The organism is Erysipelothrix sp. P66 (assembly GCF_038682365.1).
Lineage (GTDB): Bacteria > Bacillota_I > Bacilli_A > Erysipelotrichales > Erysipelotrichaceae > Erysipelothrix > Erysipelothrix piscisicarius.
This window is the reverse complement of sequence record NZ_CP152290.1, coordinates 345,277-365,801: the sequence shown is the minus strand read 5'-3', so window position 1 is coordinate 365,801 and position 20,525 is coordinate 345,277. Positions and strand designations below refer to the sequence as shown.

The following is a 20,525-nucleotide window of genomic DNA, read 5'->3' as shown; positions in this document are numbered from 1 at the left end:
TCCTAAGTTACTGTAATAATAATGGGTTTGTTATTCCCAGGTTCTTTACGAACAATCATTCGTGTATTTTGATAGACTTTGATATTTACGGTTATGGGCGCTTGAATGTCTGAAAATGCGCTGATCCGCTCGGACACATATTGCGCCAGTCCATAAATCTCAAGATAAGTCTTTGCACCTGTTGTTAAGTCAATATCAAGTTGTTGAACTTTTTTATCAACCACAAACATCTTACCGGTTACACCAATACTTTCGTCATTCATAAAGTCAACAACTTCACGTTTAAATACGGAGAAATCAGCAGAGGTTTCTGGATATTCTTCAGATGCTTCTGACGTCCCAAGGAGCGTCCATTTTTCATTGGTTTGTTCAAATTGACCACCACGCGATTCAAAATATCCCTCGCCAATGACACGTCCAGGTAAATATTTCCCTGGCAATGAGTCTGTATCACTTTCTTGTGCGTAAAGCACAAGGTAAATGGGTACATCACTCATCCCTTCAATCGTACGTAAATAGGAGATGAGTCGATTTCCAATCGAAGTTCTTGCAATTTCATAAAGCGTTTCATCCGATAAGCGAACAGGGAGTCCCGTCCCCGCCTCGGTTTGTACACGTTTCATGACGAGTGCAATCCCCACACCATCAATTTTATTGATATCATTACCTGAATGGAAATTTACCTCTACGACATCACGTACAAATGTGGGTGTTTGAATTTTACGTCCTTTTTCCACAAACTCCGTTCCATCTACCGGATTTAAACCATACGGATAATTCTTCGATTCATGACGGAGCAGTTGATCATAATGGTCATCGTTAATAATTGACCCTTCTGAAATATTGAAGTTGGCAGGATTAAAATGATCTTTTGACTTATCTTGAAGTCGCCGTCCAATTTCAATCATGTCCACTTCTCTAAAGTTTGTGCCATAATTTTGTCGCAAAGGCGACGTTTTAAACGGTGTAAGGATTGAATATTCTCCTTTACCACCTTGAATAACCGAAATATTTTCTTTATCTGTTTCCGGCTTGGTCTCTTGGCGTGCACATCCTGATATCAATAAGAGTCCCACCAGACTAACAATCATTATTTTTTTCATTTTCATGAGTTCACCTCATTCAAGAATTCTTCTTCTGTCCATGTTTTAACGCCCAATGATTGAGCTTTCGTCAGTTTTGATCCGGCACTTTCACCATATACAACAACATCCGTCTTACTGCTTACACTGCCTGATACACTACCACCAAACGATTCAATGATTTTCTTGGCATCGGTTCGCCCCATGGTTTGCAATGTTCCGGTAAGAACAAACTTCTTGCCTTCAAATTTATTTGAAGTTACTACATGATTGTAATTCCCATTGACGCCACGTTCAAGTAAATCTTCAATTAATTCTCGATTATGATCAATTTCAAAGAATGAAACAACAGACTGAGCAATCACGCTACCAATCTCATCAATTTCAATGAGTTCATCATACGTTGCGTTCATCAGTGAAGCAATGTTTTTGTAGTGAGCGGCGAGAACATTGGATGTTTTCGCACCAACATGTCGAATACCAAGTCCAAAGATTAACTTCTCTACCGAATTGTTTTTACTGTTTTCAATTGCCTCAAGTAATTTTTCTGTGCTTTTAGGTCCCAGCTTCTCAAGTTTCTCAAGAACATCTTTATGTTCATGTAAGGTATAGATATCAGTGATCGTTTTAAGCAAGTTCGCATCATGCAATTGATAGACACGACGCTCCCCTAAGGTATCGATGTTCATAGCATCTCTTGACGCAAAATGAACGAGTGCCTCAGATATTTTCGCAGAACAATCAACATTCACACAATAATGATCTGCTTCTCCTTCAAATCGAACTAAATGCCCCATACATACAGGACATACTTCAGGAAACTGATAAGGCTGAATTACATCCGTTCGATGCGTTACATCAACTGAAACAATTTCCGGAATGATCTCACCCGCTTTACGAACAACAACCTCATCACCAACACGAATGTCTTTGTTCATAATGTAATCCTCATTATGAAGGGTTGCGTAACTTACAAGCGATCCTGAAATCTGAACCGGAGTGAGTTTCGCATTGGGCGTAATTTTCCCTGTACGCCCCACTGTCACAAAGATATCTTCAACACGACTTTTCACTTCTTCTGCCTTAAATTTGTAAGCAATCGCCCACCTTGGCGTTTTAACGGTAAATCCAAGTTCTTCCTGCATCGCAAAGTCATTTACCTTAATTACGACACCATCAATATCATAAGGCAAGGATGCACGCATTTGTTCGATGTCTTCAATGCGTTCCCAAACGGAATCCATGGTATGGCATAAGCGGATTTCCGGATTTACTTTAAATCCAATTTGTTTTAAATACGTAAGCGAATCAAATTGACTTGTAATCCCTAATTCTTTTGCATTGACCAAAGTATACCAAAAACCATCAAGACCTCGGTTCGCCACAACTTTCGAGTCTAATTGACGAATTGTCCCTGCCGCTGCATTTCGACAATTCGCAAAAACCACCTCATTGTTTTCTTTTCGCGATTCATTAACCCGGGTAAACGATTTAACGGGCATAAACACCTCACCACGAACGGTAACATCTTCATCAACATTAAGCTTAAGTGGTATGGAATCAATCACACGAATGTTTTGTGTCACATCTTCTCCGACGGTTCCATCGCCCCGCGTCACAGCTTGTGTAAACATTCCATCTTCATAATCAACGGACATCGCAAGTCCATCGATTTTTAATTCCACAACATATGAGACAGTCGGAAATTGAGTACGCAAACGCTCATCAAAAGCTTCTAAATCAGCACGAGAAAACGCATTCCCCAATGAAAACATTGGAAATCGATGCGTTACTTTTGAGAAACGATCCGAAACCGCACCCCCAACTTTTTGGGTCGGTGAATTAACATCAAAAAACTCAGGATGTTGTGCTTCCAACTCGTTTAATTCAAGTAACAGTTGGTCATACTCGACATCTGAAATGGTTGGTTGATCCAAAACATGATACTCGTAATTATACTGATGGAGTTGTTTTCGTAACGCTAAAATCCGTTCTTTAATCATGACATATCTCCCTTCAATCGAATGCCTGCATATTTTCTTGAAATTACTTTCGTACCATGTGGGAAGTTAAAGGCGATTTTAATCGTATCATCCTCAACACGAATTACGATGCCTTCGCCAAAGTCATCATGAACAACCTGGTCTCCACTTTTAAATTTGATTTTTTTCTTTAACTTCGTAAGACCCGCTGCTTTTTCAAACGAACTGATTGTATCTTGAACTTCACTACGCGTTATGGTTGGCGTCGTTTCCAATCCTGAAGGTTTTTCATCTAAGTGCATTTCTTTAATAAATCGAGAAGCTCGCGCGTACCCGCCCGCAACAAAGTTGTATCCAATATTATTTGAAAGGAACAGCCGTTCTTTCGCACGTGTAATTGCAACATACATTAATCGGCGTTCTTCTTGGATTCCTCCAGAACCTTCTTGAATGCTGTTTTTATTTGGGAAAATATTATCCGCGAGCCCCATAATAAAGACGTTCTCAAACTCCAGTCCCTTGGCTGCATGAACGGTCATGAGACGGACATACTCGCCCTCCACCACTTCGCTTTTATCACCATAGAGACTCACCATCTGAATGTATTCTTCTAAACTCGGATTTTCATAATTTTCTTGGAACGTTAGTGCATCCCCAATTAATTCTTTGAGGCTTTCAACGCGCTCCAGTTCTTGAATTTTTTCGAAATGTTCACGAAGTCCACTTCGTTTTAATACATATTGCATAATCGTTTCAATTGATGCCTCTTGGGCCATTTCGCGAAAATCTTCAATCATCATGACATAGTTTCGTATCTTGGGCGTTGCTTGCTGATGATGAACATCATAGAGCATGCTCTCATACATCGTCATACCGCGTTCTCTTGCCTGAAACATAATGGTATCCAACGTTTTTTCACCAATACCACGACGAGGCATTGCGATACTTCTTCGCAAGGCCAAATCATCACCATGTGTAATCATCCGTAAATAACTCATCATGTCTTTAATTTCAGCTTGGTCGTAGAATCGTAAACCACCATAAATAACATAAGGGATTCGACGCGCCATCAAGACTTTCTCAAGTGCACGCGATAAGTAATTCGAACGATACAAAACAGCCATATCTAAGTAAGAATGCCCTTCATCGTGTAGCTCCAACATCCGATTCGCAACCCAAAACGCTTCGGCATCACCGTCATCCAATGTTGCATACTGTACCGGAAATTCACTTTCTTTATTTGCATAAAGGGCTTTATCAGGACGATCTTTATTATTTTTTATTAATGTATTTGCGCTATCGAGAATGTGTTGCGTCGAGCGATAGTTTTGATTTAGGGTAATCGTTTCTGAATCGGGATATTTCTTATTAAAATCGATAATAAAATCAACATTGGCTCCACGCCAGGTATAGATTGTTTGATCAGGATCTCCAACCACATAAAGTTGGTTCTCATCACCAACAAGTGCATCCACAATTCCATACTGAACATGATCCACATCTTGAAACTCATCAACTAAAACCACATCAAAACGACGACGCCATTTATCACGAACTTCAAGATTCTCCTTAAACAAACGATTCACTTCTAAAAGTAGGTCATCAAAGTCTAAAGCAAAAAGTTCATGCAAACGATTCACATAAAAACGATATAAATTCACTTTTTTCTGTTCGTGATAATTCGATCCCGCCATACGTTCCGCTTGCGCAACATCAACGCCTGCAAATTTATTATTTGAAATATAGGTCAATGCCTCTCGGAACGAAATATCTTTACGATCATAGTCAAATTGTTTATATGCTTCGCGCATCACTGCTTGCTGATCTGAAGTGTCCAAGATTGTAAAATTGCGAACTAAATTTAACGCTTCATACTCTTCACGAATAATACGCACACATAATGAGTGAATGGTTGATGTATGAACACGAATTGCTTCGGGCAACATCGCTTCCATACGCTCTTTCATTTCATTCGCCGCTTTATTCGTAAATGTAATTGCACAGATTTTAGATGGATAATATCCAAGATCTGCGATGAGATGCACGATGCGGGTTGTAAGAACTCGAGTCTTACCACTTCCAGCTCCCGCTATAACACGCACATGTTTTGCTTTTGTTAATACTGCTTCTTTTTGTTCTTTATTTAATCCTTGAATATAATCCATTTTATCACCGCTAACATTATAGCATATTCACTCGTTTGACTGAGTGACATTTACTAAGTAAATGTTTGCGCTCAAACACCTTTCTAACCTATAATATGAAGGAATATATTTAGAAACTGAGGTAAACGTATGAGAGTCCCTACTGAATGGACAGATTTTGAAGTCCTCGACGCAGGAAATGGATTAAAAACAGAACGCTATCATGATATTATTGTGCGACGTCCTGATCCTGTTGCGACATGGAAACCCACAACCCCGGGCATGCCGATTGATGCTTTTTTTAAGGAGGGATGGCATTTTAATCGAACCCTTCCCGAAAGTTGGATTATCAAATATAAAGATTTAAACTTTAAAGTTCGCCCAACATCTTTTAAACATACCGGGATTTTCCCTGAACAAGCTGTTAACTGGGATTGGATGCGTGCTGTTATCCAATCCCACAATGAGCCAGTTCGCATTCTTAATTTATTTGGATATACCGGCGGTGCGACCATCGCTTGTGCCAAAGAAAATGTTGAAGAGGTTGTTCATATTGATGCACTGAAAGGAATGATTGCTTGGACACGGGAAAACATCGAACTGAATAATTTAAATGATAAAAAAATTCGAACAATCGTTGAAGATGCTATGAAATTTATTGAACGTGAAAAACGTCGCGGACGGACCTATCATGGTATCATCATGGATCCGCCAAGTTTTGGACGGGGGCCTAAAGGAGAGCGTTGGAAAATTGAAGATCAACTGCAACCGCTCCTTAACGCTTCTATGGAACTTTTAGATCCCAATGCACTTTTTGTCGTCTTAAATACTTATACGACAAATCTTACGCCTAAAAAAGTTCGTCACGCGTTAAACGATGCACTGCGCAATCAAAAACTTCCGATAAACACACACAGCGAAGCGATAGGACTACCTATCACATCCATGGATACAATGTTACCCTGTGGCGTCACAACAAGGTGGTGTTATGATGAAAATCTTTTATGAAGATAACCACGTTATTGTCGTGGAGAAAAAACCGAATCAACCCTCACAAGGTGATGAAAGTAATGACCTTGACCTCCTTACAGAAGTCAAAAACTATATTAAAGTGAAATATGATAAACCCGGAAATGTTTATGTGGGGCTTGTCCATCGCCTTGACCGCCCAGTTGGTGGCATCATGGTCTTCGCAAAAACATCAAAAGCAGCAGGACGACTCAGCGATCAAGTTCGAACACGTACATTAGATAAAACGTATACCGCTATTTGTACAGGCTATGTTGAACCTACAACGTTCCGCGATACTCTAGTTAAAAATCGCAAGACAAACACTTCGTATGTGGTCGATAAAAACCATCCGGATGGCAAATATGCGGAGCTTCATGTCATCGAAGCCTACTATCACCCAACCGAAAATCTGTCAACAGTTAAGATTAAGCTCGTTACAGGAAGATCTCACCAAATCCGTGTACAATTTGCGTCCCGCTCGCATGCATTGTGGGGCGATGCACGTTACAATAAGCAGGCAAAACCAGGGCAACAAATTGCGTTATGGGCGACCGAACTCAGTTTTGATCATCCCATAACAAAAGAGCGTATGACCTTTACAAGTCACACGCCCTCAAAATTCCCATTTAATCTCTAGAAACCATTGCCATAATTTCGTCACGACGTAATTCGCAATCATCATGAGCCATCTTAAACAGGGCTTCAAACTGTTCTTCAGTTCCCTTAAAGCGACCGACCCCAACTTCTTGAGTTGGATAAATGTAGGTTGCTTTTTTCTCGTCCACAAGTTTGTTTATCAACGCACGTTCTTCATAATAAACATCACGACGACTTTCAAAATCATGCACAAGTTTCGGATACTTACGGTATACACTTCGTAAAAGCATCTTCTGTGCAAACCCTTGATCTTTACGAACGTAATCTGCCGACTTTGTGGTCACAACAATATGACGTGTACAGCCTTCATCAATACTTTTTTGAACTGGAATCATCGTAGTAATCCCACCATCCATATATTTACGACCGTTAATCCATACCGCACGCCCTGCCACCGGCAGAGTACATGCAGCTTTAATAAATAGAGGTTCTTTCGCCAATTGTTCTTTATCAATCCAAATCGTTTTTTCACCTGCAATATCATAAACTCCGATATCAATATTTCCCGGGATTTTATTGATTTCAGCAATTGGATAATCCAAATCTTGAGTCACTGTATTGTAAAGGAAATCATAACCTACAATTGTTTTTTCCGCCAAAACCGGACGAATTCCTACATTGCGTTTATCAGCCGCAACATCAATCGCTGCTTTCTCCAAGGTATCTGCTTTACCTAAAGCAAACATACCACCATACAACGCTCCCGATGAAATCCCAACGATATAATCAAATTCTATTTTTTCTTGTAATAACCAATGTAATACGCCTGCCGTGTAGGCTCCACGCATTCCACCGCCTTCTAAAACTAAACCAATTTTTTCCATTTTAACCTCACATTAAGCCGCTAAAAATACGGGCGATTGATCGAAAGAGTCTTACGGGATATGGAACTGAAAGACAGTCCTCTAACGTAATCTCAATCGCATTCTCTGTAATCGTATGCATTACATCATCATAACAATCACCAACGATGTTGTTATTGATGAAGAGAATACTGCACTCAAAGTGCAAATAATAACTTCTAAAATCCATGTTTGTCGTTCCTACAAGCGCGATTTGATCATCTGCTACAAATGTTTTTGAATGCACAAACCCTGGTTCGTATTCGTAAATACGCACACCACTTTCAATCAAGATTTGATAATTGGATTTCGTCACATGATTTACAATTTTCTTATCTGGAATATGGGGAACAATGATTCGGACATCCACGCCACTGCGTGCAGCCAGCTCTAAAGCCTGAATAACTTCATGTCCCACAATTAAGTATGGAGTTTGGATATAGATGTAATCACGCGCGTTGTTAATCATGGATAAATGAGCATCCAATCCCAAATCATAATTATCAGTAGGTGCATCCGCAAAAGGCATAACATATCCTTGTGCATTTTCTAAATCACCAAAGTCATATTTATAATCATTCGGATTTTCAATCTCTCCCGTATAATAACGGAAAAACTGTAGAAACATCAAGGTAAGTGAATGCACTGCATCCCCTTCGATCATGACTGCAGTATCTTTCCAATGACCAAATTTACTTCCGATATTAATATATTCATCCGCAAGATTGATTCCACCAATAAACCCAACACGACCGTCCACAACACAAATTTTGCGGTGATCACGATTGTTCATTTGGATTGCTAAACGCGCTACTAATGGATTAAATTCCACGCAAACAATTCCTGCCTCTTCACATTGCTTCTTTAAATCACGAAAGAGTGCACAACCCCAGTCATCATACATCAACCGAACATCCACACCCTCTTCGACTTTTTTTCGAAGAATAACAAGCAATTCTTGCCACATTAAACCTTCTTTAATGATAAAGTATTCTAAAAAAACAAACTTTTCTGCCTTGCGAATTTCTTCTTTCATATGCAAGAATTTTTCTTCACCACTTGCAAGATATGTTGCTTCTGTATTTTTATAAATTGGATAATGAGAACTTGCCATTAAATACTTCACAAGACGCGCCCAACGCGGGGTTGCCTCAATTGATTCTTCCAAAATACCAAATGACTCATCCTGTAAAAAAGCGTCTTTAGAGTAGGTATCACTAATTCGTTCACGCAACTTTTTCGGAACCTTTTTCCCTCCAAAAATAAGATAACACACAGCACCAATCGGAGGAATTACAAGAATAATAATGGTCCACGCCAAACGATAATAGGGATCGTCATTACGGTTTGTAATGTAGATAATTAGAAGGACTGATAAAAACACAAAAAAAGCGTGCATAAACGCGTAATTAAGCGATAAATTCCAAATTAATGCAACCACAATCGCAAACTCCGCAATCACAATAAGTCCAACCATAAAAATCTTATTCGTTAATAAACGTAGTAATGTTTTCATAAGTCCTCTTTCTATATGTAAATTATACTTTAAACTAAATTCAATAATCAAGTTTCTACTTGATTAAGCCTAATGCAAAAGTTATGATATTAAGGATAGAGAGGTTGATAATCATGACAATCAAACCAAATGACAATAAAGAACTTGAAGTAATTGTCGATGGCAAACGTTACCAACGTTTACCTTTAAAAACAAAATTAATCATGCGAGATGATAATTTAATTGAAGTTATCAAAGAATTTGCGGATGCTTCATTACACGATGGAGATATTTTATTTGTTACTGAGAAAATCGTAGCAATCACGCAGGGACGTGCATATCCAATTAAAGATGTGAAGCCACGTAAACTCGCATTCACATTATCAAAATACGTAACGAAAACCCCTCATGGAATTGGCTTAGGAATGCCTGAAACCATGGAAATGGCGCTTCGTGAATGTGGAACACCACGCATTATCCTCGCAGCAGGTGTTGCTGCAGTTACGAAACCATTTGGACGCAAAGGTGATTTCTACCGTGTAGCAGGTTCAAAGGCACGTGCGATCGATGGACCAACTTCCCATACAATTCCACCTTATAACGAATATGTGGTACTGGGACCCGAACGTCCAAACGAAGTTGCAAAAGCAATTAAAGCTGCATTTGATAAGGATATTGAAGTCATCGTAACTGATATTAATGATTTAGGCGGAAATATACTTGGATCAAGTTCTTCCTCAATTGATAATCAATTAATGGTTAAAATATTAAAGGATAACCCCCTTGGTCAAAAAGCACAATCAACACCATTAGGAATTATCCGTAAAATTTAAAGTTTAATCGTATATATTTCTTTAGACGTTTCACCAAGTTTAAACAAATCATGATCAGCCATAATATCAATGGTTGAGTGATAGTTGCCACCTAACTTGAGAATCGTCTTTTTTGATGCAATATTATCAGGATTACAAGTAATAATTAATTCTGGTAAGCCTGCTTTTACCGATTTCACAATTTCAAAAAGCGCAACACACGCATGATAAGCAAAATTGTGCCCTCGATAAGGTGGATAGATAATATAACCAATATTTCCATAATACCAAAGATCTCGCCCGTGCTCATTACGATACTCGCACCGTCCAACATAACGATCAATTTCACCTACATAAATATCAAATAAAAGTGTTTCAACACCGTTATCATCAAATTCATCTGAAATATCGATCAATTTTAGTTCCATTATGATTCACCTCGAATTAAAAATCTTTTTTATAGAATTTATAGCCTAGATAACCAATTGCGCTCATTGCAACAAGATTAATTAAAATTACAATGACAACACTACTTATGTAATACTTGGAAATTCCAATTAGAAGTCGATAGAATAGTAATATTGCTATCGAATAGAAGCCAAACACCATTTTTTTATCACGAGCAGTGAATAGACGATAGAGAATGATTAAGACTACAGTATAAACGATAAAATCACCATAAATTGAAACAATTAGATCGAGATAATTCATTGGTTTCATAGCAATAATCGAATCGATTGTATTTTGCACAGCTTCCGCATTTACATTCTCTCCGATAAATTTTGCGGTATCACCTTTATTTATCGCAACCGACATAACCGCAAAATTCGCTAAGCTCATGGCCGTTTGAAAAAAATGCATAAGCATAAATCCAAGAGCCATTATAATTGGTGTTCGATCGCTATGACTTTTTTTAACAAAAAAATGCATAACAATCGCAGAAATAAGTGTGTAACCAATAACCAAATCTAATGAATAAATCAACATTTGTATTAAGGGGTGCAACGCCATGAACCATCCTGATTTATTTAGTATTAATCCAAAACCCGTTACAAACACATTGGTACCCATAAAGATTACAAGTCCCCAGATTAGAGTACGACTTAAATCCTTATCACGACGATAACGTCCTAGTAATACAACCATCATTGCGATAATAAACACAAAACTCACAATCATCATTGCGATTTGCAAACCACTTACATGTATTGCTCCGTCCATAAAAACTACCTCCACGTTTACTTTTACCTTTATTCATTATATTATAAACAAAGGAGGAATACCATATGAATCATCGTAATGAAAATGCCAGTTTTATGGATATTAACGTCAATATTATCGCAATAATTTTATGGGCTTTTAGCTTTGCTGCCGCAATCGGCAATCGTGATTTAAGCGTTTTTCCATTAATCTTTGCGTTTCTCGTCCTGTTTCTAGAAAAGCATAGCAATTATCTTCGTAATCACGCAAGCCAGATTGTTATTCTAAACATCGCAATCTTTATGATCAATTTAATTATCGGGCTGATTCAGACCATCTTCTTATCCGTATTTGGTTGGATTATCTTAGTCGGCCCCACTGCAGTCTTAGTTTTCACCATTATTAATATTGCATTAGGACTGATCTATAGCTTATATCATATATTCGGCATCGCCAAAGCGGGTAAGTATCAATATTGCAAATTGCCGTTGATAGGATTTTTAGGCGATAAAATCGAACAAAGTGTTTATAATAAATCGTAAAAGAGCACGCTGAATCATACATTTTGAATAATGTGATTAACGTGCTCTTGATTGAAACAAAGAAAAAACAGTGGATAAATCCACTGTTTTATTTTAGCTCACTAATTAGATAGCTCTAACGTTTGCTGCTTGTTCGCCGCGTGGACCTTCAACAACTTCGAAGCTAACTTCTTGTCCTTCTTCTAAAGTTTTGTATCCATCAGCAACGATTGCTGAGTAATGAACAAAGATATCTTGCCCACCCTCGATAGTAATGAATCCGTAACCCTTTTCAGCGTTAAAGAATTTCACTTTACCTGTACTCATGCTAGTACCTCCTATCAGAATAAGATGTACTCAAGCGTAATTCGCAAACTAATATACCAGTTCTTCAAAACACATTGAGTTTATTACGATTTAATATACAATACTAATCATAAACATTCTTATTACAACTTGATATTATCACTTCTAAAACACCTTGTCAATGAATTATCGTACCACAAACCCATAAATATTAAGCGTTTACATTTTGACCTAAAAACTCAACAAATAACGCTTTAAGATTGATGATATCAATTCAATGATTACTATTGATTTATTCTATCGAAAATGATCATGTTCAAAATATGTCTCCATCATGATAAAACGAACACATGGCGATTCATAATCTCTATTATGCATTCCCGAGAATTAAACAGTTTAGACTTCTACGGCATCAATTCCATAGTAATTGTTAAACCTTCATAATATGCACTCTTGATTGGATTTTTGTTCGTTTTCACAATCGTGTATGTTTGCGATTCATTTGCGTACAGGACAAATTGGATTTGCATCACGTTTTTAAAGGTTTTTGTAATAGTTTTTAATGTTTAATGTTATTCATCGGGTCTTTAATGTTAAGAATATCCTCATAAATGATAAAAAATGAAAACTATTATTCCCGAACCCAAAGGTTTATTAATGCAAAACCTTTGAGTAATTCAGTTATAACCCCCTTGTTTTTAGATCGCCTCTCACAAAAGTTTCATTTTAAAATTCACACTAAAAGGGTGGGTACAGCTGCTTGCTTTGATCTTTCACTTCGAGAGCCAACTTATCGAAACGTATCCTGCATTCCCAAAATCACGCACGTTTTACTTCATATCATCATGTTATGAAAGAGTACGTGTATCTTTCATTAAGATTTTCTGTCATAATAGAGTACGAAATGAGGAATATATATGAAACATATTTTAAAAGTAAAACATAATGATGAACTTTTGAATTATCTTTTGAGCCAAGACTTACCGTATAGCCGCTCAAAGATTAAGTCACTCTTAAAACACGAGTGTATTTCAATTGATAATGAAGTTACAACACAATTTGATGATGCCATCACAGCAGGTCAAACAATCACAATCGTGAGTCATAACCAGCAACGTGATACACCTTTACAAATCCTTTATGAGGATAAGGATATATTAGTGGTTGATAAACCTTATAAACTCTTAACTGTTTCGACGCGTAAAGAAGAAGAATTAACTGCATACCGTCTCGCAAGTGACTACGTCAAAAAACAAGATTCAAAAAATCGTATTTTTGTTGTTCACCGTCTGGATCAAGATACATCCGGTGTTCTAATGTTTGCGAAGAGCGAATACGTTAAACGTCTATACCAAGATAAGTGGTCTGAACTGGTTAAAGAACGTTTGTATGTCGCAATCGTTGAGGGGGTCGTTCCGAAAGATAATGATGTCATCCGCTCCTTTTTAAGACAAAATAAGACAACACACATGTACTCCACAACATCCGGTCAAGAAGCAATCACAAATTATGCAGTGATTAAACGCACTGAAAACAATACTATTTTAAAGATTCAAATTGATACTGGACGTAAAAACCAAATTCGTGTTCATATGAATGATATTGGCCACCCCATTATTGGTGATAAAAAATATGATGCGAAAACGAATCCCTTAAAACGTCTTGGATTGCATGCTTATCGTTTGCAAGTTATGAATCCTAAAACAAAGAAATTGATGACTTTTGTATCACCATTACCACCAAAATTTAAAAAATTATCCAAAATCACACCTACACAAGAATCATCAATCTAAAAGAAAGAGCCCCACTTATTAAGCGTGGGGCTTTTTTTATGTTTTTATACGGATCGACCCTTTCAAGATCACAGTGTAACTCAGTGACGCAAGCATTAGGATTAACAAATGTTTGATTGAAAAAGTGCTTGTAAATACCATCACAATAATGCGCATTATACTAAGTTGAAGGACACTGATAATAATTAAATGCTCAAAGGAATGTTTCACTTCATTTGAGGTAAAACCCAGCGATTTTAGTTGTACGAGGTGATTTCCATCCTTAAATGTCTTAGTTGCACTATTTATCGACATTCCTATCATCACACAACTTCCAACTATCCAGATACTGCTAAGCATATCGAATGAATTGGGAGCCATCTCATTTCGAATCGATACAAATATGAGTAAGTCACAGATAAGTATGGCGATGCCTACTAAAAGACGTTCTCTAAAAAAAAATCTTTAAGATATGTTTTCATGTTGATCGACCAACGCTTTTAATATTGGAACAAGTGCCAAACGTTGCATCCTTTCATCGTAATAAAGTTTGCTATCAATTATTCGCAAGCCTGAATTTGAGATACCAATCACTGCATCATCTCTTTGTATTTTATTCCATGCCTCTTGAGTCATTCCCTGATAGCGATCTTTCAGATTTTCGATGGTTTCCGCAGCGATGCATCGCCCATTAGACATTAAAACGATTTCATCTGCAATCGCTTCAAAATGCTCAGGGGCATTTGTTGCGAGGATTACAGTGTGATCTTCGTTGAGCAGTTTTGTTTGGATATCATCTCGTAGTATTTGTAGATGGCGTGCATCAAGTCCGAGGGTTGGTTCATCCAAAAGATGGAGATTGCTCTGCTTCTGCATCATGAAATGATACAGAATTTGTTGTTGCTGTCCTTGAGATATTTCATCAACACGATCTAAATTTGTAAATCCCATCGCTTTAACTTGATTCATAAATAACCTAATATCCCAGTTAGGAATGAGTGCTTCTCCAAACCCTCCTAGATCAGATAATCGAATAGAGGTTTTAAATGGAAATTGAGAAGGGATATAACAAACCCCTTCAGTTAACGCATAATCTTGAGCCGTTTTGTTAGCAATCTTTACCGTTCCTGAATCAGCTTGCAGTCCTCCGCTAAGAAGTTTCAGTAATGTTGATTTACCATTGCCATTTGCTCCAACGACCAAAATTAACTTTCCAGAATCTAAGTCCAGTATTGGAATATCGAGTGTAAAAGTATTTCGTTTAATTTTTAAGTTGTTTATATGAATCATGTGCTGCATCCCTGCATCATTTGAATAAATTGCGTTAAACTCGGATTTTTATCAAATAAACGTGTATCAAGTTGACGTTCTAATAAACATTTTCGTGCTTCCTCAGGAAACTGTTCAATGTCGGTGAAAAGAACACAGTTTCCTTTTTCCATATACAAGATATAGTCCAGCAAGTTTTCGACTCCTTTCACATTATGCGTTGATATCAATGCGATTGCTTGGTGCTTGTAGATGTTTCCATGCAATAACCTGATGAATTCATCACGTTCAAAAGGATCGATGCCTTCAGTTGGTTCATCCAGAATATAGAGGTTCGCCTCACTGGCAAGGGCAATCGCAAACATCAGTCGTTGTTTCTCACCCAGACTTAATTTATTTAAAGGCATCATTAATTTTAAATTAAATTGAATGCGATATTTATCAAATACCGTCTGATTCCATGTTGGTATTAATAAGGATTCTAAAGTGACAATTTCTTGAAGTGTCATATGTAATGGATAGGGAATGACATCGGGTATATAGGCCGTTAATGCATTTATATTTAAATTTGAACCTAGTTTTATGGATCCTGATGTATGCTGATACAGTTGCATCATCATTTTCATGAGAGTTGTTTTCCCTGCCCCATTTTCTCCAATCACACCACAGATGGTTCCAGGCATCATTTCAAAAGAAATGGGTTCAATTTCAAACGACCCTTCAATTTTACGCCCAAAATGGTCGGCGGTTAAGTAGTCTGACATAGTTCCTCCTCTAGATTAAGTCTAAATGACTAACTGAATATTTATAGTTTTGGTAGATGAGCACAAGAAACGCAAGACTGCCGATAATTATTTTATAAAATAAAGTGATTGGCAGACTTACAATGCCGCCAACCAACACAATGGCAATGATAGTTTTCACGGCAACTGTCCCTATTTCTTTAGGACGATCAATATGAATTTTATAGATTCGCGTTAGACTAAATACCTGTAAGGTTCCTACAATCAACAAAACGGTCATATTCATATTTATTTCATTCCAAAAAACATCTTTTGAAATCTGAACTCTATTGAGCCCTTCTTGTTGGAAATAAATCATATTTTTTCCTGATATTAAGATTTCCGTTCCAAAGATACTACGAAGTCCAAAATAGAAAATCCCGACGATGACTGCATTAAATATTAATGTAATCAAACTAACACCGAGCATATCGACAAAGAAAGTTTTCTTAGAGTGATATCGCAGCGATACGTAACTTTTCCAGTTTGGTTGAGTAAATAAGATAATAGTCCAGATACCTGGGTTGATGCGATATTCTTGAAATACAAGTGCATAGACACACATACAAAGCATTAATACTAAAAATGTTTTGTATGTGTAAAATGATTTAAATAGAGCGTACTGTCGTTTGATTGCGTTTATCATAATTTTTCTCTCCCATTTCTATTGTTTTTCGTATGCTTCCTCTAAAATGTTAATTAAATCCTGCTTGGAAATATCAGCATTTTTCGCAATGTTTAAGATTGAATCGAAATGTGTCTGAATCGAATTTACCGAGTCCTTATAAAGTTTATCTTTTCCCAATTCAGATACATACGATCCCTTGCTTGGTATGGTATAAAGATATCCTGCTTTCTCAAGTTCTTCATAAGCTCTTTTAGTCGTTATAACACTCACCTGAAGCTCTTTTGCTAGAAATCGGATCGAGGGCATAGCTTCATGGGCCTTAAGCGTGCCGTTTCCAATTTCTTGTTTAATCTGAACAACAATCTGTTCATAGATCGGTAAATCATATTCTGTTTTGATATAGATGTTCATAGGAATCCTTTCTGTGTATATACACTATATACAGCCCTTGATTTTTTGTCAATCTGAAAAAATAAAAACAGCCGCTTAGCTGTTTTCGTATATTTCAATCCATGCTTCTGGTGTTATCTTGGATGCGAGATTTTGAATGAGTTGGATTGGAATTTCTGTTGTCTTTGTGAATCGAATGCATGACTTACCCATGTTTAGTTTAGTTGAGACCGTTTGTTCATAGGAAGTTTCAAACCACTTTAAGATTTCTGGTTGTGCATAGATACCCATATGATAAAGACCAATATGATGTTTTTGATATCCCAAACTGATAAAGGGTAATGGGACATTAGGATCGCCACGATATCCTTTTGGATATAACGATAACGGAACAACAAATGATGGCATATTGTATTGCATAACCAGTTCAAATCCTTTAGGGATGGAGGATTTGATGGCATCAAACAATAAAATGTATTGCTGTTTAAAGGCACCTTCCCCTTGATTGATATACGCTTGAATGTCCATTAAAACATTCTCCTTTTAACGTCCCACTCTTCGCGTAGCATACCATATTTCAATGCATCATAATACTTACCTTGGTAATAGCGAACGCTTCGAATTCTACCTTCCAAAGTCATTCCAATATTTTCACCAACTCCCATCATGGCTTTATTACCAGACCATGTTGAAAATCCAAGACGTTGTATATCTGGAAAGGCTGTAAACAGCTGGTCCATCCAAAACATGGCACACGAGCTACCAAGACCGTGACCCCACTCATTCTCGTCATAGATAACAATTCCAAATTCAAGCCATCGTGTCTTATAAGACTCCCAATAATATGACACAAGTCCGATTAATCGACCATCCTTGAATATACCTTGTCGGAAATCCACATCCAAGTACAATTCAAGTCGTGATGCTTCAAAATCTTCATAAGACAACGGAAGATGTTCATCAAGAAACGGAGCATCAAAGGACATCCATGGTCTTTCTTTTTGAAAGGCATATTCCCATAACATCGTCATATCTTCTTTTTTTAATTTACGTATCTCTATCATATGTCACACTCCTTAAACCTATTATACCTTAAAAATCATTGAAGTTTTGTCTTTGGTCGTTTTGAGGTATAATATGCGAAAAAGGAGGGGCGAATATGGCTGATTTTACTGTCGTGAAAATCCTAACCTTAATGTGCCTTGGCTTTGCATCGATTCTCTTTGTATCCTTTAAACAAAATCGTGGGCGCATCTTAAATGGTTTTTTATTTAATGCTTTAGTTTTCCTTGTGGCTCTTGATATCATTGCGCTTTCGTTCTCTTATGAAAATCCCTTTCTTCGTGGGTTTGCCCTGTTATTAATCATAATTGGAATTTTATTTTTCCTCTTCGGTTATTATGTACTCATCATCGGACTTTTTAAGAATGCGAAGCAGTTAATTCAAAAGGAAGGAATTCGTTTTTCGAATTTATTAACGCTTTTCGCTGCTATTGGTTTGATTCTGTTTGTCTTTATCATTCCCTTGCTATCGAAATCAATTCCACAAGAGTTACGATGGGTGCAGGCTCTTTTAGCTTGTATTACATTTTCATGTTTTTATTTTATCTTTGTCTTTATTAATTTTTTGTCCTCTTCTTATCTTTATCAACGGTTTAAACCGCATAAAGATCGAGATTTTATCATTGTTTTGGGAAGTGGGTTGCGAAATGGGTGTGAGGTACCTCCTCTTTTAGCCGCACGGATTGATGTCGCACTTACCTATTATCACCGTCAAGAAGTACCACCGCATCTTATTTTTAGTGGGGGACAAGGTGTGGACGAATTGATTCCTGAGGGTCAAGCAATGCGGGATTATGCACTCGCGCAAGGAATCCCTAAGTCCCATGCACTTATGGAAATCAAATCCACAACAACGTATGAGAATATGCTTTTTTCAAAACAGATTATGGATGCCATGAAACCCCATCAGCCTTATACATGTCTTTTTAGTTCCAATACATTTCACATTTTTAGAGCCAGTCAATATGCGCGTCAAGTGGGTTTAAATGCACAAGGCATTGGCGCAAAGACTGCCGGTTACTTTGTACCTAATGCAATGATTCGTGAATTTATAGCCTTAATGGTGATGCATCGACGCTTTCATGGATTCATTAATGGTGTCGCATATTGCCTTATCTTTGGAGCTACGCTGGTCTAATCGAATCTTAAAGAGTCTTAAACGGCTCTTTTTTTTGTGATTATTATTGACAATATTTGTTCATTAAAGTTTAATTAAAAAATAAAATTAAAAATTAAGGGGTATTCATATGAATAAATTATCAAAATCACAATTACTGTCTGTTAGTTTAATGTTGTTTTCCATGTTCTTCGGTGCTGGAAATCTTATTTTCCCAACAATGATTGGCTACCTTGCGGGTTCACACAAATGGATTGGAATCTTTGCATTTAGTATTACAGCGGTACTCTTACCAATCCTTGCCCTTGTTGCCGTTTCCAAACAAGATGGTTTTTTAAATCTCGCAGACAAAGTACATCCGTGCTTTGCACTAATTTTCCCAACCATTTTATATCTTTTAAGTGGTCCACTCTTATCGGTGCCACGAGCAGGGATTATGCCATTCGAAACGTCACTTCGCCTCCTCTTTAAGGACCAAAGTCATATTCAAATTGGATTATTGATTTATTCATTCCTATTTTTTCTTCTATGCTTTGGTTTTTGTATAAAACCACAAGCGCTCAGCGATCGTGTTGGAAAAATCTTAACACCGTTGCTTTTGTTATTTATATTAATATTGTTTGGTGCGGCTTTCGTCACCACTTTATCCAGTAACACCCTATCGCATGAGCCCTACCTCACATCAGGGTCTGCATTCGCGAGTGGTTTTGTGGATGGCTACTTAACACTCGATGGATTAGGTGCTTTAAATCTTGGTATTTTGGTTACAATGTCAATCAAAAGTTACGGTTTGAAAGATGAACAACAAGTTCGAAAATCAACCATTCAATCGGGTGTGATTGCAGGCATTCTCTTATTTATTGTTTATTGTATGCTTGGTTTTTTGGGTAATTTAATGTCGAGTGAATTACTTCATGCGCAAAATGGTGCGGAAGTTATTGCCCGTCTTGGAACACGTTTATTTGGAAACTACGGTCCATTCGTATTGGGGATGCTCTTCTTTCTTGCATGCCTTACAACATGCGTTGGGCTCATCAGCTGTTCTTCTGAATTTTTCGCAGAACGTTATCCACGCTTAAGCTATCGCCGTAGTGTATCAATCCTTTGCTTCCTAAGTTTCGCAATTTCAAATATCGGATTAACAACAATCCTTAAAATCAGTGGGCCCATCCTCGCATGTGTCTATCCTGCGGCCATCGTTTTAATTCTCTTAGGTTTGTCTTCAAAACCTTCTGCTCTTACATACCGTATTGCAATCATCTCAAGTACGATTTTTAGTATTATTACGGTGCTTGATCACATTAAAATTTCCATTCCCGTAATTACACAATGCTGTCGAGCACTGCCCTTCTATTCACTCAACTTGGGATGGGTCGTTCCCACTTTCATCCTTGCCTTCTGCAGTTTGCAACTTCAATCCATCCAAAAGAAAGAGGAACTGATATAAGTTCCT

At 37.4% G+C, this 20,525-nt stretch carries 21 protein-coding genes; 7 read left to right on the top strand and 14 right to left on the bottom strand.

The window, feature by feature from the left end:
• Positions 1 to 2: 2 nt before the first annotated feature.
• Genes AAG186_RS01725 through AAG186_RS01715 form a run of 3 tightly spaced genes read right to left on the bottom strand, consistent with a single transcriptional unit; the run spans position 3 to position 5,229 of the window.
• Positions 3 to 1,109 carry a CamS family sex pheromone protein gene (locus AAG186_RS01725; protein ID WP_331836816.1) on the bottom strand — a complete coding sequence of 369 codons (1,107 nt, stop codon included), beginning with the start codon at positions 1,107 to 1,109 and terminating at the stop codon, positions 3 to 5.
• Positions 1,106 to 3,085 carry an NAD-dependent DNA ligase LigA gene (ligA, locus tag AAG186_RS01720; protein ID WP_200549207.1) on the bottom strand — a complete coding sequence of 660 codons (1,980 nt, stop codon included), beginning with the start codon at positions 3,083 to 3,085 and terminating at the stop codon, positions 1,106 to 1,108. The genes AAG186_RS01725 and ligA overlap by 4 nt, the downstream gene beginning before the upstream one ends.
• Positions 3,082 to 5,229, bottom strand: coding sequence for a UvrD-helicase domain-containing protein (locus AAG186_RS01715; protein ID WP_331836815.1), 2,148 nt, complete (start codon positions 5,227 to 5,229; stop codon positions 3,082 to 3,084). The genes ligA and AAG186_RS01715 overlap by 4 nt, the downstream gene beginning before the upstream one ends.
• A 129-nt stretch (positions 5,230 to 5,358) precedes the next feature.
• On the opposite strand from AAG186_RS01715, the gene AAG186_RS01710 reads away from it, so the two are divergent.
• Positions 5,359 to 6,216, top strand: a complete 858-nt coding sequence (locus AAG186_RS01710; RefSeq protein WP_342621882.1) for a class I SAM-dependent methyltransferase — start codon at positions 5,359 to 5,361, stop codon at positions 6,214 to 6,216.
• Positions 6,197 to 6,856, top strand: a complete 660-nt coding sequence (locus tag AAG186_RS01705) for an RluA family pseudouridine synthase (RefSeq protein WP_237558296.1) — start codon at positions 6,197 to 6,199, stop codon at positions 6,854 to 6,856. Before AAG186_RS01710 ends, AAG186_RS01705 begins: the two co-directional genes overlap by 20 nt.
• Here AAG186_RS01705 and AAG186_RS01700 read toward each other — a convergent pair.
• Positions 6,846 to 7,700, bottom strand: coding sequence for a patatin family protein (locus AAG186_RS01700; RefSeq protein ID WP_125164171.1), 855 nt, complete (start codon positions 7,698 to 7,700; stop codon positions 6,846 to 6,848). The two genes, AAG186_RS01705 and AAG186_RS01700, sit on opposite strands and share 11 nt — an antisense overlap.
• A gap of 7 nt (positions 7,701 to 7,707) precedes the next feature.
• Complete coding sequence (cls, locus tag AAG186_RS01695; protein WP_123171829.1) at positions 7,708 to 9,234, bottom strand: cardiolipin synthase; 1,527 nt, start codon at positions 9,232 to 9,234, stop codon at positions 7,708 to 7,710.
• 113 nt (positions 9,235 to 9,347) lie between these two features.
• Here cls and AAG186_RS01690 point away from each other — a divergent pair, with 113 nt between their 5' ends.
• Positions 9,348 to 10,046 carry a coenzyme F420-0:L-glutamate ligase gene (locus tag AAG186_RS01690; protein ID WP_161637012.1) on the top strand — a complete coding sequence of 233 codons (699 nt, stop codon included), beginning with the start codon at positions 9,348 to 9,350 and terminating at the stop codon, positions 10,044 to 10,046.
• Here the strand turns inward: AAG186_RS01690 and AAG186_RS01685 are convergent.
• Complete coding sequence (locus AAG186_RS01685; protein WP_125164168.1) at positions 10,043 to 10,453, bottom strand: GNAT family N-acetyltransferase; 411 nt, start codon at positions 10,451 to 10,453, stop codon at positions 10,043 to 10,045. The genes AAG186_RS01690 and AAG186_RS01685 overlap by 4 nt on opposite strands.
• A gap of 16 nt (positions 10,454 to 10,469) precedes the next feature.
• Entirely contained in the window at positions 10,470 to 11,246 is a 777-nt protein-coding gene (locus tag AAG186_RS01680) for a hypothetical protein (RefSeq protein WP_161637011.1), read from the bottom strand.
• Positions 11,247 to 11,311: 65 nt separating this feature from the next.
• Between AAG186_RS01680 and AAG186_RS01675 the strand changes: the two genes are divergently transcribed.
• Positions 11,312 to 11,767, top strand: coding sequence for a hypothetical protein (locus AAG186_RS01675; protein WP_161637010.1), 456 nt, complete (start codon positions 11,312 to 11,314; stop codon positions 11,765 to 11,767).
• Positions 11,768 to 11,872: 105 nt separating this feature from the next.
• On the opposite strand, the gene AAG186_RS01670 is transcribed toward AAG186_RS01675, so the two are convergent.
• Positions 11,873 to 12,073 (bottom strand): cold shock domain-containing protein, encoded by a 201-nt coding sequence (locus tag AAG186_RS01670; RefSeq protein ID WP_018580069.1) that lies wholly within the window; start codon positions 12,071 to 12,073, stop codon positions 11,873 to 11,875.
• An 896-nt stretch (positions 12,074 to 12,969) separates the two neighbouring features.
• Between AAG186_RS01670 and AAG186_RS01665 the strand changes: the two genes are divergently transcribed.
• Positions 12,970 to 13,845 (top strand): RluA family pseudouridine synthase, encoded by an 876-nt coding sequence (locus AAG186_RS01665; RefSeq protein ID WP_161637009.1) that lies wholly within the window; start codon positions 12,970 to 12,972, stop codon positions 13,843 to 13,845.
• Positions 13,846 to 14,289: 444 nt separating this feature from the next.
• Here the strand turns inward: AAG186_RS01665 and AAG186_RS01660 are convergent, their stop codons facing one another.
• The 6 genes from AAG186_RS01660 to AAG186_RS01635 form a co-directional block, all read right to left on the bottom strand.
• Positions 14,290 to 15,114, bottom strand: a complete 825-nt coding sequence (locus AAG186_RS01660) for an ATP-binding cassette domain-containing protein (RefSeq protein ID WP_342621881.1) — start codon at positions 15,112 to 15,114, stop codon at positions 14,290 to 14,292.
• On the bottom strand, positions 15,111 to 15,857 hold the full coding sequence (locus tag AAG186_RS01655; RefSeq protein ID WP_342621880.1) for an ABC transporter ATP-binding protein: 747 nt from the start codon (positions 15,855 to 15,857) through the stop codon (positions 15,111 to 15,113). Before AAG186_RS01655 ends, AAG186_RS01660 begins: the two co-directional genes overlap by 4 nt.
• Positions 15,858 to 15,867: 10 nt before the next feature.
• The gene (locus tag AAG186_RS01650; RefSeq protein WP_161637006.1) at positions 15,868 to 16,521 is read right to left on the bottom strand and encodes a hypothetical protein; all 654 of its coding nucleotides are present in this window, start codon (positions 16,519 to 16,521) and stop codon (positions 15,868 to 15,870) included.
• Positions 16,522 to 16,539: 18 nt separating this feature from the next.
• Positions 16,540 to 16,914 (bottom strand): GntR family transcriptional regulator, encoded by a 375-nt coding sequence (locus AAG186_RS01645; protein ID WP_161637005.1) that lies wholly within the window; start codon positions 16,912 to 16,914, stop codon positions 16,540 to 16,542.
• A 75-nt stretch (positions 16,915 to 16,989) separates the two neighbouring features.
• Positions 16,990 to 17,421 (bottom strand): DUF1801 domain-containing protein, encoded by a 432-nt coding sequence (locus tag AAG186_RS01640; RefSeq protein ID WP_161637004.1) that lies wholly within the window; start codon positions 17,419 to 17,421, stop codon positions 16,990 to 16,992.
• Entirely contained in the window at positions 17,421 to 17,957 is a 537-nt protein-coding gene (locus tag AAG186_RS01635) for a GNAT family protein (RefSeq protein ID WP_200542522.1), read from the bottom strand. The genes AAG186_RS01640 and AAG186_RS01635 overlap by 1 nt, the downstream gene beginning before the upstream one ends.
• Before the next feature lie 95 nt (positions 17,958 to 18,052).
• On the opposite strand from AAG186_RS01635, the gene AAG186_RS01630 reads away from it, so the two are divergent.
• Complete coding sequence (locus tag AAG186_RS01630; RefSeq protein WP_200549191.1) at positions 18,053 to 19,093, top strand: YdcF family protein; 1,041 nt, start codon at positions 18,053 to 18,055, stop codon at positions 19,091 to 19,093.
• Between the two features lie 109 nt (positions 19,094 to 19,202).
• Positions 19,203 to 20,519, top strand: a complete 1,317-nt coding sequence (brnQ, locus tag AAG186_RS01625; RefSeq protein ID WP_342621879.1) for a branched-chain amino acid transport system II carrier protein — start codon at positions 19,203 to 19,205, stop codon at positions 20,517 to 20,519.
• Positions 20,520 to 20,525 lie beyond the last annotated feature (6 nt).

Bases quoted from the DNA above. Each gene is read 5' to 3' on its own strand.
- AAG186_RS01725 (WP_331836816.1), bottom strand. From the start codon at position 1,109: ATGAAAATGAAAAAAATAATGATTGTTAGTCTGGTGGGACTCTTATTG.
- ligA (WP_200549207.1), bottom strand. From the start codon at position 3,085: ATGATTAAAGAACGGATTTTAGCGTTACGAAAACAACTCCATCAGTAT.
- AAG186_RS01715 (WP_331836815.1), bottom strand. From the start codon at position 5,229: ATGGATTATATTCAAGGATTAAATAAAGAACAAAAAGAAGCAGTATTA.
- AAG186_RS01710 (WP_342621882.1), top strand. From the start codon at position 5,359: ATGAGAGTCCCTACTGAATGGACAGATTTTGAAGTCCTCGACGCAGGA.
- AAG186_RS01705 (WP_237558296.1), top strand. From the start codon at position 6,197: ATGATGAAAATCTTTTATGAAGATAACCACGTTATTGTCGTGGAGAAA.
- AAG186_RS01700 (WP_125164171.1), bottom strand. From the start codon at position 7,700: ATGGAAAAAATTGGTTTAGTTTTAGAAGGCGGTGGAATGCGTGGAGCC.
- cls (WP_123171829.1), bottom strand. From the start codon at position 9,234: ATGAAAACATTACTACGTTTATTAACGAATAAGATTTTTATGGTTGGA.
- AAG186_RS01690 (WP_161637012.1), top strand. From the start codon at position 9,348: ATGACAATCAAACCAAATGACAATAAAGAACTTGAAGTAATTGTCGAT.
- AAG186_RS01685 (WP_125164168.1), bottom strand. From the start codon at position 10,453: ATGGAACTAAAATTGATCGATATTTCAGATGAATTTGATGATAACGGT.
- AAG186_RS01680 (WP_161637011.1), bottom strand. From the start codon at position 11,246: ATGGACGGAGCAATACATGTAAGTGGTTTGCAAATCGCAATGATGATT.
- AAG186_RS01675 (WP_161637010.1), top strand. From the start codon at position 11,312: ATGAATCATCGTAATGAAAATGCCAGTTTTATGGATATTAACGTCAAT.
- AAG186_RS01670 (WP_018580069.1), bottom strand. From the start codon at position 12,073: ATGAGTACAGGTAAAGTGAAATTCTTTAACGCTGAAAAGGGTTACGGA.
- AAG186_RS01665 (WP_161637009.1), top strand. From the start codon at position 12,970: ATGAAACATATTTTAAAAGTAAAACATAATGATGAACTTTTGAATTAT.
- AAG186_RS01660 (WP_342621881.1), bottom strand. From the start codon at position 15,114: ATGATTCATATAAACAACTTAAAAATTAAACGAAATACTTTTACACTC.
- AAG186_RS01655 (WP_342621880.1), bottom strand. From the start codon at position 15,857: ATGTCAGACTACTTAACCGCCGACCATTTTGGGCGTAAAATTGAAGGG.
- AAG186_RS01650 (WP_161637006.1), bottom strand. From the start codon at position 16,521: ATGATAAACGCAATCAAACGACAGTACGCTCTATTTAAATCATTTTAC.
- AAG186_RS01645 (WP_161637005.1), bottom strand. From the start codon at position 16,914: ATGAACATCTATATCAAAACAGAATATGATTTACCGATCTATGAACAG.
- AAG186_RS01640 (WP_161637004.1), bottom strand. From the start codon at position 17,421: ATGGACATTCAAGCGTATATCAATCAAGGGGAAGGTGCCTTTAAACAG.
- AAG186_RS01635 (WP_200542522.1), bottom strand. From the start codon at position 17,957: ATGATAGAGATACGTAAATTAAAAAAAGAAGATATGACGATGTTATGG.
- AAG186_RS01630 (WP_200549191.1), top strand. From the start codon at position 18,053: ATGGCTGATTTTACTGTCGTGAAAATCCTAACCTTAATGTGCCTTGGC.
- brnQ (WP_342621879.1), top strand. From the start codon at position 19,203: ATGAATAAATTATCAAAATCACAATTACTGTCTGTTAGTTTAATGTTG.